Raw genomic sequence first — 15042 nt, 5'->3', positions numbered from 1 at the left:
CTAGGCTGGGGGATCATGCGCACTCGGTACCGGTCCGCCCTGCTGGCGATCTTGGCTTGCGGCGTCCTGCTGCCCGCCGGGTGCGCGCGGTTCGACGACACCGCGGCGGGCCAGACCTTCAGCCCGGCGCCGGTGCCCAGCCCCGAGTCGCCGCCCGAGGTCCAGGGCCCCGGCGCGGACTCCGGCGGCGACGGCAAGCAGGCGCGTCCCGGCCAGTCGGCCACGCCCGTCCCGCCCCCGCAGGGCTGCAAGGACTTCGACCCGGCGGTCATCGCGACCTGCCTGGACACCGTCGCGGCGGTGGCCGGCCTGCCGGGCGACGGCTCCACGCCGAGCGCGCTGGCGGGCGAGCGCAAGAGCGGCCGGGTGCTGCTCGCGACGGCGGGCAAGGACGCCACGGACTTCGCGAAGCTCGACGTCCAGGCGGCCGGGGACGGCGGCCTGACCGGCCTCGCGCTGTCGCCGTCGTACGTCGAGGACCAGCTCGTGTTCGCTTATGTGACCACGGCCACCGACAACCGCATCGTGCGCTTCGCCAAGGGGCAGGCGGCGAAGCCGGTGCTCACCGGCATCCCGAAGGGCACGACCGGCAACCGCGGCACGATCAGCGCCGACAACCGCGGCGCGCTGCTCGTCGCGACCGGCGACGCCGGCGACCCGAACGCCGCCGCGGACCCGAACTCGCTGGCCGGGAAGGTGCTGCGGATCGACACGTCCGGCAAGGCCGCGGCGGGCAACCCGAACGGTTCCCTGGTCGTGGCGGCCGGGCTGCACGCGCCGGGCGGGCTGTGCGCGTCCGCCGACGGCGGCCGCGTCTGGGTCACCGACCGGCTCGCCGACAAGGACGTCCTCTACCGCGTGCAGGCCGGGCAGCAGCTGACGACGCCGGCATGGACGTGGACGGACAAGCCGGGGGTCGCGGGTTGCGCCGATTTCGTCGACGCGAACGGCCTCCTCGGCGTCGTCACGTCGCTGGCCGGGAACCTGCAGAACCTGCCGGTGACCGCGGAGGGCGCGATCAGCGGGAAGCCGTCGGTGAGCCTCGACGGCAAGACCGGCAAGCCGCCGGAGACGTTCGGGCGGCTGGCCGGCGTGAGCATGATCAACCCGCAGCTCGCGGTGGCGGGCACGGTCAACAAGGACGGCGGCACGCCGGTGTCGAGCGACGACCGCGTCGTCCTGATCACCCCGGCGACCTCCGGCGGCGGCAACGGCAAGGACTGACGCCGGGGTTTCGCCGATTCTCGACCACGTCAGCTCAACGGCTTGAGTTCCACCCGCCGTCCTTCCGCCGACGACGTCAGCCCGGCCTCGGCCAGCTGCAGCCCGCGCGCGGCCGAGAAGAAGTCGTAGCGGTGTTGCCGTCCGGCGACCACGTCCCGGACGAACTCCTCCCACTGGGCCTTGAAGCCGTTGTCGAACTCGGCGTTGTCCGGGACTTCCTGCCACTGGTCGCGGAAGGGTTCGGTGGCCGGCAGGTCCGGGTTCCAAACGGGCTTCGGCGTCGCCGAGCGGTGCTGGACGCGGCATCGTCGCAAACCGGCCACGGCGCTGCCCTCGGTGCCGTCGACCTGGAACTCGACGAGCTCGTCGCGGAACACCCGCGTCGACCACGACGAGTTGATCTGCGCGATGGCCCCCGACTCGAGCTCGAAGATGCCGTACGCGGCGTCGTCGGCCGTCGCCGCGTACGCCTCGCCCTGCTCGTCCCAGCGGCGCGGGATGTGCGTGGTCGCTTTCGCGGTCACGGCCTCGACGCGGCCGAAGAGGTTCTCGAGGACGTAGTTCCAGTGGCAGAACATGTCGAGCACGATCCCGCCGCCGTCTTCGGCGCGGTAGTTCCAGCTCGGGCGCTGAGCCTCCTGCCAGTCGCCTTCGAAGACCCAGTAGCCGAACTCGCCGCGCACCGACAGGACGCGGCCGAAGAACCCGCCGTCGACCAGCCGCCGCAGCTTCCGCAGGCCGGGGAGGAACAGCTTGTCGTGGACGACGCCGTGACAAATCCCGGCGTCCCGCGCCAGCCCGGCCAGCTCCAACGCCGCCGGCAGCGTCTCGGCCAGCGGTTTCTCGGCGTAGACGTGCTTGCCCGCGGCGATCGCCGCCCGCACCGACGGCTCACGCGCCGACGTCAGCTGCGCGTCGAAGTAGATCCCCACGTCACCCAGCGCCGATTCGACGTCCGTCGTCCACGCGGTCAGGCCGTGCCGTTCGGCGAGTTCCTGGAGCTTCGCCGCGTTCCGGCCGGCGAGGATCGGCTCGAGCTGGACGCGCGTGCCGTCGGGCAGCTCGACACCGCCTTGTTCGCGGATGGCCAGCACCGACCGGAGCAGGTGCTGCCGGTAGCCCATCCGGCCGGTAACCCCGTTGAGCAGCACTCCGATGCTCTTCTGGTTCATCGCTGACGACCTTCCTGGTCGATGTCGTATTCGGCGCGGCGTCCGCACATGCCGAAGCCGTCCGGGTTCGACGGCGTCGCGACCCGGACACCCGACTGCTCGAGGTGGCTCCCGTCGCCGTCGGCGAGGGCCTTGAGGTGCGCGCCGGTCAGTTCGGCGGCCTTCAAGGCCCCGGCCTGCCAGCGCGGTACCCAGTCTCCGATTTTCGGCGACACGAGCACGACGGCCGCCCGGTGGAACGCCCGCAGCGGCGCCGGATCGCCGTCCAGCAGCGCTTCGCGCAACGGCAGATAGCCGCGAACCGCCAGGTCACGACGCCTTTTCGCGGCGTGGTCGGTTTTCGGCAACGCGGCGGCTTCGGCGTATCCGGCGGGGTCGGCGAGCACGTCGGGCGGGAAGGTGAAGACGGCGTCGCCGGCCTCGGGCAGGCCGCTGTTCTGCATGAGGACGGTGACGCGCAGGCCGCCGCCCTGCACCATCCGGTGGACGGTCCCCGGCGCGAACCACGCGATCACGCCGACCTCGAGCGGCGTCTCCGCGTACCCGCCGGTGCTCAGTGTCTGGACGGCGCCGTACCCGGCCGTGACGACGTACGCCTCGGTGCAGGCGAGGTGCAGGTGCGGGCTGCCGCCGCAGGCACCATCTTCGGCTTCCCATTCGTAGGCGCGTAAGTGCGAGACGCCGATACCACCCGGAAGCGGGAATTCGTTCATGACCATCCGTGCCTGTCGAGGTAGTCGGTCACCTGATCGCGGTCCCACGCTCCATCGGCGACGACGACCCGGTAGCGGTACGTGAAGCTCTCCCCCGGCGGCAACGCGAACTCCTCGAAGAACGCCCACGAGAAGGCCACCATCGGCGTGTCCTTGCTGCGGACGAACCAGTGCGAGTCGTGGATCGCGTGGTCGTTTTCCGGCGAATGCGCGAAGACGAGCGTCGAATGCGCGTCGACGTCGTCGTGCTCGCCGACGAAGGCGAGCCACGGCGCCTGGGCGCCCATCATGTCGTCGCCGCCGAGGTCACCGGGCCCGAGGACGCGCCCGCCGCTGAAGTCGCGCGGGCCTCGCCAGTGCAACCCGGTATACCCGGCCTGTTCGCGGCCGGCGGTGGTCGGGCTGCCGAACACGAGCGGCGCGTCGCGGACGTTGGTCAGCTCGATGCCCCAGTCGATGGCCCAGGCGCCCTCGTCGGGTTCGACGGAGTGGACGACGATGTCACGCCGCTCGCGCGCCCACTCGTCGCCGCGGTGGGTCACCCAGGTGAGCCGTTCGGCGAAGGTGAGCCGATCGCCGCCGACCGCGAAGCCGACGAACCCGTCGTGGCGCATCGAGCCGATGCGGTCGGGCAGGTCCTGGTACCAGTGGCCGGGAACGTAGGTGTGGCCGCCCCAGAAGTTCTCGCCGGAGAGGTGGCTCGACGTCATCTGCAGCCCCTTGTGCCACCGGTGGTCGGCGGGCCGGTACCCGCTGACGCGCCGGCCGCGCAGGGTCCGCAGCGGGTGGGTGTAGGGCTTGCGCGACTCGTAGGCGACGGGGTCGGGCTTGTACACATAGGACATGAGCGGCACGCCGCCGGCCTCGACGACCACGCGGTCCCCGTGCCGGTGCGTGACGGTGATGTCGGCGCTCATCCGGCCATCCCCGAGTAGAAGGGATCCCCGGGCCCGATCTCGCCCCGCCGTACGGCCCGCCCGGTGGAGGCGGCCTTGTAGAGAGCGGCGACGAACTCCAGCACCCGCCGCCCATCGGCCCCGCTGCACGGAGGCCGCTGGCCGGCCCGATAGGCGTCGAGAACGGGCGTCAACGCGGCGGCGTGCGAGCTGCCGACGTCCACTTTCGGTTCGGTCTCGACGGGCCCGGCCTTCGGCGCGAGGGTGTATCGCCAATTTTCGGCAACGTGGCCGTAGAGGTGCGTGAGCTCAACGGTGGCGCGTTCACAGTCGATCCGGATCCGGCTCACTTCATCGGGCGAGAGGACGCTGTTGACGACGGTGGCCAGCGTCCCGGACTCGAACCGGACGAGGGCGGTGGAGACGTCCTCGGTCTCGACGTCGTGCACGAGCCGCGCGGTCATGGCCTGGACTTCGGCCCATTCGTTCCCGTCGCCGGCCAGGAGGTGGAGCAGCAGGTCCATCTGGTGGATGCCGTGCCCCATGGCGGGGCCGCCGCCTTCGGTCGCCCACCGTCCTCGCCAGGGGACCGCGTAGTAGGCGTCATCGCGGTACCAGGTGGTTTGACAGTGCGCGACAAGGGGACGTCCGAGTTCGCCCTTGCCGAGCAGATCCCGGAAATGGGCAGCGGCCGAGCCGGACCGCTGCTGGTAGACGAAGGAGACGTAGGGACCCCCGTCCCGCTCGGCGGAGGTCATGTCGTCGTATTCGGCGAGCGAACGACAAGGGGGCTTCTCGCACCAGACCCAGGCGCAGGCCTCGAGGACCTTTTTGGTCTGTTCGACGTGCAGCCCGGGAGGCGTACAGATCGAGACGAGATCCGGTTCTTGTTCGGTGAGCAGGGTATCGAGATCGCGGTAGGGCTCGGCCCGCTCGGTCTCGGCACAGAAGGCAACGGCACGAGCCTCATCGACATCCGCGACGGCCACGAGATCGACATAGTCACCGTGGGCCCGAAAGGCGGTCCGATGGCTGCCGGCAATAGCCCCAGCCCCGACGACGGCAACGCGCAAGCGCTTTCCCCGAGCCAACCGGAACCTCCTCCACAGCCCGACCTACGCCCCAAGCACCTGGGCGCCACGCGATAGCCGCCGCATCCGCACCGCGGCCGCCGCAGATCACCGCACCCGCACGGCCACCGCCCGGCACATCACCCGCGCCGCACGACCACTGCGCACGGCTACTTCTCCCACCGCGCCGCACCCGCTCGGCGACTGCCGCACGCCAATGCGCTCGCGCGGTCGCTGCCGCACACCGCCGCTCCCGCGGCCACCTTCCGAACATCGCCCACTCCGCGGCGATCCTCCGCACATCGCCGCGGATCTCGTTCCCACCGAGCCATGCCGCTACGGCACATCACCGCACCATCACCGGATTTCCCGCTCACCGGCGCCTCCTACCGGCCGCCCGCAGCCTCCGGCGACCTTAACTCCGACCGTCTCAGAAAGCGCTTTCTCACGCAACGGCCACCAACGATGTCAACGTTGTCACCACTGGCCTGCAACCGGAACGGACGACTCAGTCACCCAAGCGACCGCGCACCCCAAGAAACCCGGCAACTACCGGTCATCGAGTCCGCCCGGCCGGGTTCCACCGAGAACCGGTCAGCGGCTCTTGCTCCGAGGCTGACGCTTCCGCGGCTGCCGGCTTTCGGCCCGCGCCGCACGCATGTCGAAAAAAGCGGCAACGCCCGACACGAGCGCGGCCAGCACCCCGAGGAACCGCCCGAAGCCGGGCCCGATGGCGATCCCGGCGGCGTCGAAGATGCCGCGCTGGTCGGCGTCGAACTCCCAGTCGAGCGTGAGCCACCCGAAGACCATCAGCAGCAGCGCCGCCACGGCGACCACCAGCCACAGGTGCGGCAGGCCGCTGACCCGCGCCTTCCGGATTCGTCCGAAAACGACCACGACCACCCCGGCCAGCACCAACGCCAGCGGCGGGCACCACGCGAAGAAGCTCGAATTCCACGCGTCCCGGACGACGTCACCCTGCGGCAACGACGACAGCACGACCTCGATGTCCGGCTTGTTCGTGCTCAGCGTCGTCCACGGGAGGAACGTCGAGCCCAGCGCGAGCAGCCCGGCCGCCAGGCCGAGCCACTCGCGCCAGGTGACGCTCTTGACGGAAAAAGGCCGTGTCATGAAAACGGGTCAGGAACCGACGCGTTCGATGATCAGCTCGCGGACCCGCTTGGCGTCCGCCTGCCCCTTGGTCGCCTTCATGACCGCGCCGACGATCGCGCCCGCCGCGGCCACCTTGCCGCCGCGGATCTTGTCCGCGACGTCGGGCTGCGCCGCCAGGGCCTCGTCGATCGCCGCGAGCAGGGCCGAGTCGTCCGAGACGACCTTCAGCCCGCGCTTCTCGACGACCTCGCGCGGCTCGCCCTCACCGGCGAGCACGCCCTGGACGACCTCCTTGGCCAGCTTGTTCGTCAGCTCACCCGACGAAACCAGCCCGATGACCTCGGCCACCTGCTTCGGCGTGATCGCCAGGTCGGCCAGCTCGACCTCGCGGGCGTTCGCCTCCTGGGCCAGGGTGTTGACCCACCAGCCCCGTGCCTCATCCGGCGACGCGCCGGCCTCGACCGTGGCCGCGACGAGGTCGACAGCGCCGACGTTCAGCAGGTCACGCAGGGCTTCGTCGGAAAGCGACCATTCCTGCTGGATCCGCTTCCGCCGCTCGGACGGCATCTCCGGCAGCGTGCCGCGCAGCTCGTCGACCCACTCGCGCGACGGCGCGATCGGGACCAGGTCGGGCTCCGGGAAGTACCGGTAGTCCTCGGCGGTCTCCTTCGTCCGGCCCGGCGACGTCGTGCCGTCGGCCTCCTGGAAGTGCCGCGTCTCCTGCTTGATCGAACCGCCCTCGGCGAGGATCGCCGCCTGCCGCGTCATCTCGTAACGGACGGCGCGCTCGACGCTGCGCAGCGAGTTGACGTTCTTCGTCTCGGTGCGGGTACCGAACTCGGTCGCGTCCTTCGCCATCAGCGAAACGTTCGCGTCGCACCGCAGCGAGCCCTGGTCCATCCGGACGTCGGACACGTCGAGCGCGCGCAGGAGCTCACGCAGCGCGCTCACGTACGCCCGCGCGACCTCGGGAGCCCGCGCACCCGTTCCCTCGATCGGCTTTGTCACGATTTCGATCAACGGCACGCCGGCCCGGTTGTAGTCGAGCAGCGAGTGCTCGGCACCGTGGATCCGGCCGGTGGCGCCACCGACGTGCAGCGACTTGCCGGTGTCCTCCTCCATGTGCGCGCGCTCGATCTCGACGCGCACGACCTCGCCGTCGTCGAGCGTGACGTCGAGGTAGCCGTTGAAGGCGATCGGCTCGTCGTACTGCGACGTCTGGAAGTTCTTCGGCATGTCCGGGTAGAAGTAGTTCTTCCGGGCGAACCGGCACCACTCGGCGATCTCGCAGTTCAGCGCCAGGCCGATGCGGATCGCACCCTCGACGGCCTTGCCGTTGACGACCGGCAGCGCGCCGGGCAGGCCGAGGCAGGTCGGGCAGACCTTCGTGTTCGGCTCGCCGCCGAACTCGTTCGGGCAGCCGCAGAACATCTTCGTGTTCGTGTTCAGCTCGACGTGCACCTCAAGCCCGAGGACGGGGTTGAAGCGTTCGATGACGTCGGCGTAGTCCATCAACTCGGCCACGGCAGTCACTTCGTTCCTCCCAGCTCCGGGACCTTGTGGATGAGCGCCCCGCCAGCGGCGGCGTCGCGCGCGGCCTCGTAGGCGGCGCCGACCCGGTAGAGCCGGTCGTCGGCGAGCGCCGGGGCCATGATCTGCAGGCCGACCGGCAGCCCGTCCTCGTCGGACAGCCCGCTCGGCACGCTCATCGCGGCGTTGCCGGCGAGGTTCGACGGGATCGTGCACAGGTCGGCGAGGTACATCGCCATCGGGTCGTCCACGCGCTCGCCGATCTTGAACGCCGTGGTCGGCGTCGTGGGCGAAACGAGGACATCGACCTTTTCGAACGCGGCCGCGAAGTCGCGCGTGATCAGCGTGCGCACCTTCTGCGCCGAGCCGTAGTAGGCGTCGTAGTAGCCGGACGACAACGCGTAGGTGCCCAGCATGATCCGCCGCTTGACCTCGGCGCCGAAGCCCTTCTCGCGGGTCAGCGACATGACCTCTTCGGCGCTGTGCGTGCCGTCGTCGGCGACGCGCAGGCCGTAGCGCATGGCGTCGAACCGGGCGAGGTTCGACGAGGCCTCGCTCGGCGCGATCAGGTAGTACGCGGGCAGCGCGTAGACGAAATGCGGACAAGAGACCTCGACGACCTCGGCCCCGAGCGCGCGCAGCTGCTCGACCGCGGCCTGGAACGACCGCTCCACGCCCGGCTGGTAGCCCTCGCCGCCGAACTCCTTCACGACGCCGACCTTGACGCCCTTGAGGTCACCGGTCATGCCCTGGCGGGCGGCGGCGACCACCGGCGGCACCGGCGCGTCGATGGAGGTCGAGTCCAGCGGGTCGTGCCCGGCGATGACCTCGTGCAGCAGGGCGGCGTCGAGCACCGTCCGCGCGCAGGGACCGGCCTGGTCGAGAGAGGACGAAAAAGCGACGAGGCCGTACCGCGAGACGCCACCGTAGGTCGGCTTGACCCCGACGGTGCCGGTGACGGACCCGGGCTGCCGGATCGACCCACCGGTGTCGGTGCCGATGGCGATGGCGGCTTCGAAGGCCGCGATCGACGCCGACGAGCCACCGCCCGACCCGCCCGGGATGCGGGCGTGGTCCCACGGGTTGTGCGTCGGGCCGTACGCCGAGTTCTCGGTCGACGAGCCCATGGCGAACTCGTCCATGTTCGTCTTGCCGAGGATCACGACGCCGGCCTCGCGCAGCTTGCGCGTCACGGTCGCGTCGTACGGCGGGATCCAGCCTTCGAGCGTTTTCGAACCACAGGTCGTCGGGATGCCCTCGGTGGTGAGGACGTCCTTCAGCGCGAGCGGCACGCCGGCCAGCGCCGACGAGGGCGCGCCGCCCCCGGCGATGCCCTCGTCGACAGCCTTGGCCGCGGCCAGCGCGCCCTCGGTGTCGACGTGCAGGAACGCGTGGATGTGGTCGTCGACCTCGGCGATCCGGTCCAGGTGGGCCTGCGTGACCTCGACCGCGGACACCTCGCGCGTGTGGATCTTCTCCGCCAGCTCCGCGGCGGTCAGCTTGACGAGCTCGGTCACTGCTCTTCCCCCAGAATCCGCGGCACCCGGAAGCGGCCGTCCTCGGCGGCCGGCGCACCGGCCAGCGCCTGCTGCTGCGTCAGCCCGGGACGGACGACGTCCTGGCGGAAGACGTTCGTCAGCGGCACGGCGTGCGAAGTCGGCGGCACGTCGTCGGCGGCGACCTCGCTCACCTTGGCCACCGAGTCCAGGATCTGGTCGAGCTGGCCGGCGAAGACGTCGATTTCGTCATCGGTCACGGCCAGCCTGGCCAGCTTCGCGAGGTGCGCGACCTCGTCTCGGGAAATGTTGGGCACGCGGGTGACTCCCGGGTTGTGCTGTGCGGGTTGTCTCGGAAGCTGCAAGTCTATGGTGACGGCGCGGGCGGACTCGACTGGGTTACGCCCGGCGCAGGCCGGGTGCCGTCCGGCGACGCTCGACTCCCGCCCGGCGGACAGCAGGCCCGCGGACCGGGTGGGTCTGTCACAATCGGCGACCGGCATCGAGCGTCCCACGGCAAGGCTGGGACGCCAGAGGTGAGAGGGGCGCGTGGTGTCGTTCCTGATCCGGGTCATCCTTCCGGACAGCCCGGGGACCCTCGGCGCGGTCGCCACGGCGCTCGGCACGGTGGGCGCCGACATCCTCAGCGTGGACGTCGTCGAGCGCGGCACCGGAGTGGCGGTGGACGACCTCGTGGTCGAGCTCCCCTCCGGCCGCCTGCCCGACGCGCTCATCACGGCGGCGGAAAGCGTCGATGGCGTCGAAGTGGACGCTGTCCGCCCATACGCGGGCGTGCTGGACACGCACCGCGAACTCGAACTCGTCGAAGAAATCGCCGCGCAGCCGAAGTCCGGTCTCGACATCCTGGCCGAGGGCGTGCCCCGCATCGTGCGCGCCGGCTGGGCGATGATCGTCGAGCACTCGGAGACCGGCGCACTCCGGCTGGCGTCGTCGAGCGCCGCCCCCGAGACCCCGATCACCGACCTGCCATGGCTGCCGCTCGAACGCGCGACGGTGCTCGACGGCGAAGAGGCCTGGATCCCGGAGACCTGGAAGGAGCTCGGCACCGAGCTGGCGGCGACGCCGCTCGGCAAGCCGGGCAAGGCCCTCCTGGTCGCGCGACCGGGCGGTCCGGCCTTCCGCGCCGCCGAGGTCGCCCGGCTCGCTCACCTGGCCGGGATCGTCGCGGTCGTCCTCGACGGCTGACACGCGTTGCCGAGTTTCGGCAACGCCCAGGTCAGACGTCGATCTGGTACGCGATCAGGCTGATGTGCGGGTACGGCCGCCAGTCCCGTTCGGCCAGGCGCGCGAACCCGAGACGCTCGTAGAGCCGATGGGCGCTGCGCATCCCGTCGAGGCTGCTCAGCACGACCTTGCGGATATCGAGCGCCCGCGCGCGGTCGATTACGGCCCGCGTGAGCGCCTCGCCGATGCCCCGCCCCCGCGCCGACGGCGCTACGGCCAGCATCCGGAACTCCAGCTCGCCGGGCCGCGAAATCTCGGCATAAGGAGACCCAGGCCGCACGACGGTCACCGTGCCAAGCACCTCCCCCGCCGCATCGACGGCGACGAGCACCTCGGCCAGCTCGACCCGCCGCGCGATGTCCCGCAGCTCCGCGTCGTACCCGACGTCACCGGCCAGGTGACCATCGACGTCGTAGGCCTGCACCGTGACTTCCCCCGCCGCGGCGTACTCCTCCGGCCGCGGTGGCCGAATCTCGACATCACCCATCCGTCTCCCCAGATTCGTTTTCGGCGGTCTCGTCGCCGGCCGGCAGCGCCACCTCCTGCGCCGCCTCGGGACCCTGCTCAAGCAGGACGCGGAAACCGCGTTCGTCCAGCACCGGCACCTTCAGCTGCACGGCCTTGTCGTATTTCGAACCAGGCGAATCCCCGACGACGACGAACGCGGTCTTCTTCGAGACCGACCCGGCCGCCTTGCCGCCGCGGGCCATGATGACTTCCTTGGCCTCGTCGCGGGAGAAGCCGTCAAGCGACCCCGTCACCACGATCGACAGGCCCTCGAGGTTGCGCGGGATCGACTCGTCGCGCTCCTCTTCCATCCGCACGCCGGCGCGTCGCCACTTTTCGACGATCTCCCGGTGCCAGCCGACCTCGAACCACTCCCGCGTCGCACGCGCGATGGTGGGGCCAACGCCGTCGACGTCCGCCAGCTCTTCCTCGGTGGCCTGCTCGATGCGTTCGATCGAGCCGAACTCGCGGGCGAGCGCCTGCGCCGCGGTCGGCCCGACGTGCCGGATCGACAAAGCGACCAGCACCTTCCAGAGTGGTCGATCTTTGGCCACGTCGAGGTTCGCGAGCAGCTTTCGCGCGTTCGCCGACAACTCGCCGGCCTTGGTCCGGAACAGCTCGACCTCAGCGAGACTGTCTTCGTCGAGGTCGAAGATGTCACCCTCGTCGGCCACCACACGCGCGTCAAGCAACGCGACCGCGGCCTCGTACCCGAGCACCTCGATGTCGAAGGCGCCGCGCCCGGCCAGGCTGAACAGCCGCTCGCGCAGCTGCGCGGGGCAGAAACGGCTGTTCGGACAGCGGATGTCCTTGTCGCCTTCCTTTTGGTACGCGAGCTCGGTGCCACAGGCCGGGCAGTGCGTGGGCATGACGAACTCGCGCTCGTCACCGGTCCGCGCGTCCACCACCGGCCCGAGGACCTCGGGGATGACGTCGCCAGCCTTGCGGATGACGATCCGGTCGCCGATCAGCACGCCCTTGCGCTTGACCTCCTCCTGGTTGTGGAGGGTGGCCCGCGCGACGGTCGACCCCGCGACCTTGACCGGCTCGGTGACCGCGAACGGGGTCACCCGTCCGGTCCGCCCGACGTTGACCTGGATGTCCAGCAGCGTCGTGATGGCCTCTTCCGGCGGGTACTTGTACGCGATCGCCCACCGCGGCGCCCGCGACGTCGTGCCCAGCCGCCGCTGCAGCGCCACCCGGTCGACCTTGATGACGACGCCGTCGATCTCGTGCTCGGCGTCGTGCCGGTGTTCACCCCAGTAGGTGATGTGCTCGGTGAGCTCCTCGGCCGTCGTCAGGACCTTGCTGTGCGGCGACACCGGCAGGCCCCACGCGGCCAGTGCGTCGTACGCCTCCGACTGACGCTGCGGTTCGAAACCGTCGCGCTTGCCGAGTCCGTGACAAATCAGCCGCAGCCGACGTTCGCGAGTGATCTTCGGGTCCTTCTGCCGCAACGAACCGGCCGCGGTGTTGCGCGGATTCGCGTACGGCGGCTTACCCGCTTCGACCATCTTCGCGTTCAGCTCGAGGAAGTCCTCGACGCGGAAGTAGACCTCGCCGCGCACCTCGACCAGGGCCGGCACCGGGAACTGGTCGGTGCCGGTGAGCGTCTCGGGCACCTGGTCGAGCGTGCGCATGTTCAGCGTGACGTCTTCGCCCGTGCGGCCGTCACCCCGGGTGAGCGCGCGGGTGAGGTGGCCGTTTTCGTACAAGAGGTTGATCGCCAGGCCGTCGATCTTCAGCTCGGCCAGGAACTCGGTGCGCCCGACCTCCTTCTCGACGCGCTCGCACCACGCCAGGAACTCGTCCTTGTCGAAGACGTTGTCCAGGCTGAGCATGCGCTCGAGGTGGTCGTACGCGGTGAATTCGGTCGAAAACGTGCCCCCGACGCGCTGGGTCGGCGATTCCGGCGTGACCAGCCCCGGGTACTCGTCCTCGATCCGCTGCAGCTCGCCCAGCAAGTCGTCGAACTGCCCGTCGGAGACGATCGGCGAGTCCAGGACGTAGTAGCGGAACTGGTGGTCGCGCAGTTCCTCGGCGAGGGCGCCGTGCCGCTCGCGCACGTCGGCCGGGACGTCGGTGACGTCCTCGGCGGCCACCGGGGCGGTGGCCGGGTCCGGGGGAAGTTCGGTGCTGCTCACGGGTGGTAACCCTAGTCGGGGGTACCGACATTTTCGTGCCCGCCGGCGTCCAGTCCGCGGACCAGTTCACGGAGCTCCAGAAGGGTGATCGCACCGGCCGGCTCGGCCGCCGCGGTCTCGACGCGCCGTAGTCGTTCGGCGGCGAGCCGTTCACCCAATGTCGCGTCGAGCGGCAGGAATGTCATGGTCTGTCGCGCAGCGTCGTCGAGGTCGGCGAAGCCCGGGTGGAAGACGGCGACGTCGACGACGTGCTCGTCCTCGTCGACCTGCGCGACGACCCGGACGTCGGCCAGCGCGATCCGGTGCTCACCGAGGTTGACGGTGACCTCGGTCGGATCCGGCACCGGCGGCACCGAGTCGTGGTACTCCCAGATCGCGTCATCCGGCGGTGCGGCGACGCGCCACGCGTCGGTGAACGGCCGCAGCTCCGGGTCCTCCTGGCCGGTCACGACCAGGGCGTAGATCGATCGACGACCACGTTCGAGCGAGAAGTGCAGCCGCGGGTGCAGCGCCTCGACCAGCTGGCAGAGCTCGTGCTCGACCCGGTGCGGCTCACCTTCGCCGAGGGCCGCGCTGACCATCGGCAAGAGGTCGTACCAGCCTTGCCAGAACGCCTCCGCCGCGGCCGCCGGGTCGTCCGGCACGTGCTGCTCGGGCCACGCGGTGCGCGGGTCGGGCGGGTCGGCGGCGGCGTTCTTGCGGCGGAACAGGCGCATGGTCAGGAGTAATCCTCGTTCGATCGGCTACGCCGCCACGCTACTTGCCCGGTGACGCGGGCGTCGGCGAGTTGCCGGATTCCGTCACCAGCCTTCCGGGGGCTCCACGAAGGCCTTGCCGAGGTCGCGGGTCAGCGCGAGAGCACGACGCATCCATTCCGGCGTCGCGCCGGCGAGGCCGCAGGCGGGCGTCGGTACCGCGCGTTCCGCGAGGACGCTGCGGTTGAAACCGAGCCTGTCCGCCAGCCGGAACACCGGCTCGCCGACGTCCTTGAGAGTCGTCGGCGACGCGGGCGCCGTCGACGGGACCGCGCCGAGGAACAAAGTCGCCCCGCCGTCCCAGACTTCGCCGATCTCGTCGAGGAATGCGGCGGACGCGCCGTCGAGCGCGGCGATGTCGAAGGCCAAGGCGTCAGCGCCGGCTTCGCGCAGCAAGCCCAGCGGCGGTTTCGCGGCGCAGCAGTGCAGGATCACCGGCTGGCCGGTGATCGCCTTCGCGCCCTCGATCACCGTCGAAAGCAGGTCCCGCGCCTCGGGCTCCGGCACCGCGGCGACGTTTCCGTAGCCGGACGGCGTCGGCAGGCCACCGGCCAGCACCGAGGGCAGCGACGGCTCGTCGAACTGGACGACCACGGGCGCGCCGGTCCTGGCCTGGACCTCGGCGACGTGGCCGGTGAGGCCGTCCAGCAGGGATGACGTGAAGTCCCGCAAGGCGCCGCGGTCGGTGAGCACCTTGTGGCCGCGGGGCAGCTCGATCCCGGCACCGAGCGTCCACGGCCCGGCCAGCTGGATCTTGAAGACAGGCGGGGTGGCTCCGGCCTTCTCCCGCGCCTCCTGCACGGCGTCGAGGTCCCAGCGAAGCAGGTCCACGGCCCGGCGGTGGTCGTGTCCCGGTCGCGCCACCACGCGGTAGCCGCTCGGCACGACGTCGACGGCCAGGTCCACCAGCAGCGCCGCGGTCCGGCCGAGCATGTCCGCGCCGACGCCACGGGCCGGCAGCTCCGGCAGGTGCGGGAAGTCCGGCAGCTCGCCGAACACGATCGCCGCCGCTTCCGCGGGGTCGGTGCCCGGCATCGAACCGATCGCCGTCGCGGCACCGCTGGGCCAAGCTCGCTCACTCACAACAACCGATTCTGGTCGACCACCCGCCAGCGCCGCCGACCGGGCTGCCGCGCCGACCCCGTCCGAGGCAGACATACGCCGCATTTATCTTTAC

The 15042-nt window shown here is 70.7% G+C and carries 14 protein-coding genes; 2 read left to right on the top strand and 12 right to left on the bottom strand.

The window, feature by feature from the left end; genetic code table 11:
• The first annotated feature begins 15 nt into the window (after positions 1–15).
• Entirely contained in the window at positions 16–1224 is a 1209-nt protein-coding gene (locus ACZ7OH_RS32025; protein WP_470284232.1) for a PQQ-dependent sugar dehydrogenase, read from the top strand.
• A 29-nt stretch (positions 1225–1253) separates the two neighbouring features.
• Here ACZ7OH_RS32025 and ACZ7OH_RS32020 read toward each other — a convergent pair whose 3' ends face one another.
• The 8 genes from ACZ7OH_RS32020 to gatC form a co-directional block, all read right to left on the bottom strand.
• Positions 1254–2396, bottom strand: coding sequence for a Gfo/Idh/MocA family protein (locus ACZ7OH_RS32020; RefSeq protein WP_470284231.1), 1143 nt, complete (start codon positions 2394–2396; stop codon positions 1254–1256).
• Entirely contained in the window at positions 2393–3109 is a 717-nt protein-coding gene (locus ACZ7OH_RS32015) for a cupin domain-containing protein (RefSeq protein ID WP_470284230.1), read from the bottom strand. The genes ACZ7OH_RS32020 and ACZ7OH_RS32015 overlap by 4 nt, the downstream gene beginning before the upstream one ends.
• Positions 3106–4026, bottom strand: coding sequence for a DUF6807 domain-containing protein (locus ACZ7OH_RS32010; RefSeq protein ID WP_470284229.1), 921 nt, complete (start codon positions 4024–4026; stop codon positions 3106–3108). The genes ACZ7OH_RS32015 and ACZ7OH_RS32010 overlap by 4 nt, the downstream gene beginning before the upstream one ends.
• On the bottom strand, positions 4023–5096 hold the full coding sequence (locus ACZ7OH_RS32005; RefSeq protein ID WP_470284228.1) for a Gfo/Idh/MocA family protein: 1074 nt from the start codon (positions 5094–5096) through the stop codon (positions 4023–4025). The genes ACZ7OH_RS32010 and ACZ7OH_RS32005 overlap by 4 nt, the downstream gene beginning before the upstream one ends.
• Positions 5097–5669: 573 nt before the next feature.
• Entirely contained in the window at positions 5670–6206 is a 537-nt protein-coding gene (locus tag ACZ7OH_RS32000) for a hypothetical protein (protein ID WP_400903230.1), read from the bottom strand.
• A gap of 9 nt (positions 6207–6215) precedes the next feature.
• A complete protein-coding gene (gene gatB, locus ACZ7OH_RS31995; RefSeq protein WP_470284227.1) occupies positions 6216–7721 on the bottom strand; it encodes an Asp-tRNA(Asn)/Glu-tRNA(Gln) amidotransferase subunit GatB in 1506 nt (501 codons plus the stop codon).
• Positions 7718–9235: an Asp-tRNA(Asn)/Glu-tRNA(Gln) amidotransferase subunit GatA gene (gene gatA, locus ACZ7OH_RS31990; RefSeq protein WP_470284226.1), complete on the bottom strand. Its 1518-nt coding sequence runs from the start codon at positions 9233–9235 to the stop codon at positions 7718–7720. Before gatA ends, gatB begins: the two co-directional genes overlap by 4 nt.
• Positions 9232–9531 carry an Asp-tRNA(Asn)/Glu-tRNA(Gln) amidotransferase subunit GatC gene (gatC, locus tag ACZ7OH_RS31985; protein ID WP_285454862.1) on the bottom strand — a complete coding sequence of 100 codons (300 nt, stop codon included), beginning with the start codon at positions 9529–9531 and terminating at the stop codon, positions 9232–9234. Before gatC ends, gatA begins: the two co-directional genes overlap by 4 nt.
• A 235-nt stretch (positions 9532–9766) precedes the next feature.
• On the opposite strand from gatC, the gene ACZ7OH_RS31980 reads away from it, so the two are divergent.
• Positions 9767–10420 carry an ACT domain-containing protein gene (locus tag ACZ7OH_RS31980; protein ID WP_436389183.1) on the top strand — a complete coding sequence of 218 codons (654 nt, stop codon included), beginning with the start codon at positions 9767–9769 and terminating at the stop codon, positions 10418–10420.
• A gap of 31 nt (positions 10421–10451) precedes the next feature.
• Here the strand turns inward: ACZ7OH_RS31980 and ACZ7OH_RS31975 are convergent, their stop codons facing one another.
• From ACZ7OH_RS31975 to ACZ7OH_RS31960, 4 genes are all read right to left on the bottom strand, one after another.
• Positions 10452–10946: a GNAT family N-acetyltransferase gene (locus ACZ7OH_RS31975; protein ID WP_470284225.1), complete on the bottom strand. Its 495-nt coding sequence runs from the start codon at positions 10944–10946 to the stop codon at positions 10452–10454.
• A complete protein-coding gene (gene ligA, locus ACZ7OH_RS31970; RefSeq protein WP_470284224.1) occupies positions 10939–13110 on the bottom strand; it encodes an NAD-dependent DNA ligase LigA in 2172 nt (723 codons plus the stop codon). The genes ACZ7OH_RS31975 and ligA overlap by 8 nt, the downstream gene beginning before the upstream one ends.
• 11 nt (positions 13111–13121) lie before the next feature.
• On the bottom strand, positions 13122–13826 hold the full coding sequence (locus ACZ7OH_RS31965; RefSeq protein ID WP_470284223.1) for a hypothetical protein: 705 nt from the start codon (positions 13824–13826) through the stop codon (positions 13122–13124).
• An 84-nt stretch (positions 13827–13910) separates the two neighbouring features.
• Positions 13911–14948: a methionine synthase gene (locus ACZ7OH_RS31960; RefSeq protein ID WP_470284222.1), complete on the bottom strand. Its 1038-nt coding sequence runs from the start codon at positions 14946–14948 to the stop codon at positions 13911–13913.
• Between the last annotated feature and the right edge of the window lie 94 nt (positions 14949–15042).

This window comes from Amycolatopsis sp. NPDC114478 (assembly GCF_055633805.1).
The sequence above is the reverse complement of the archived record's forward strand: the minus strand, read 5'-3'. Positions and strand labels throughout refer to the sequence as shown.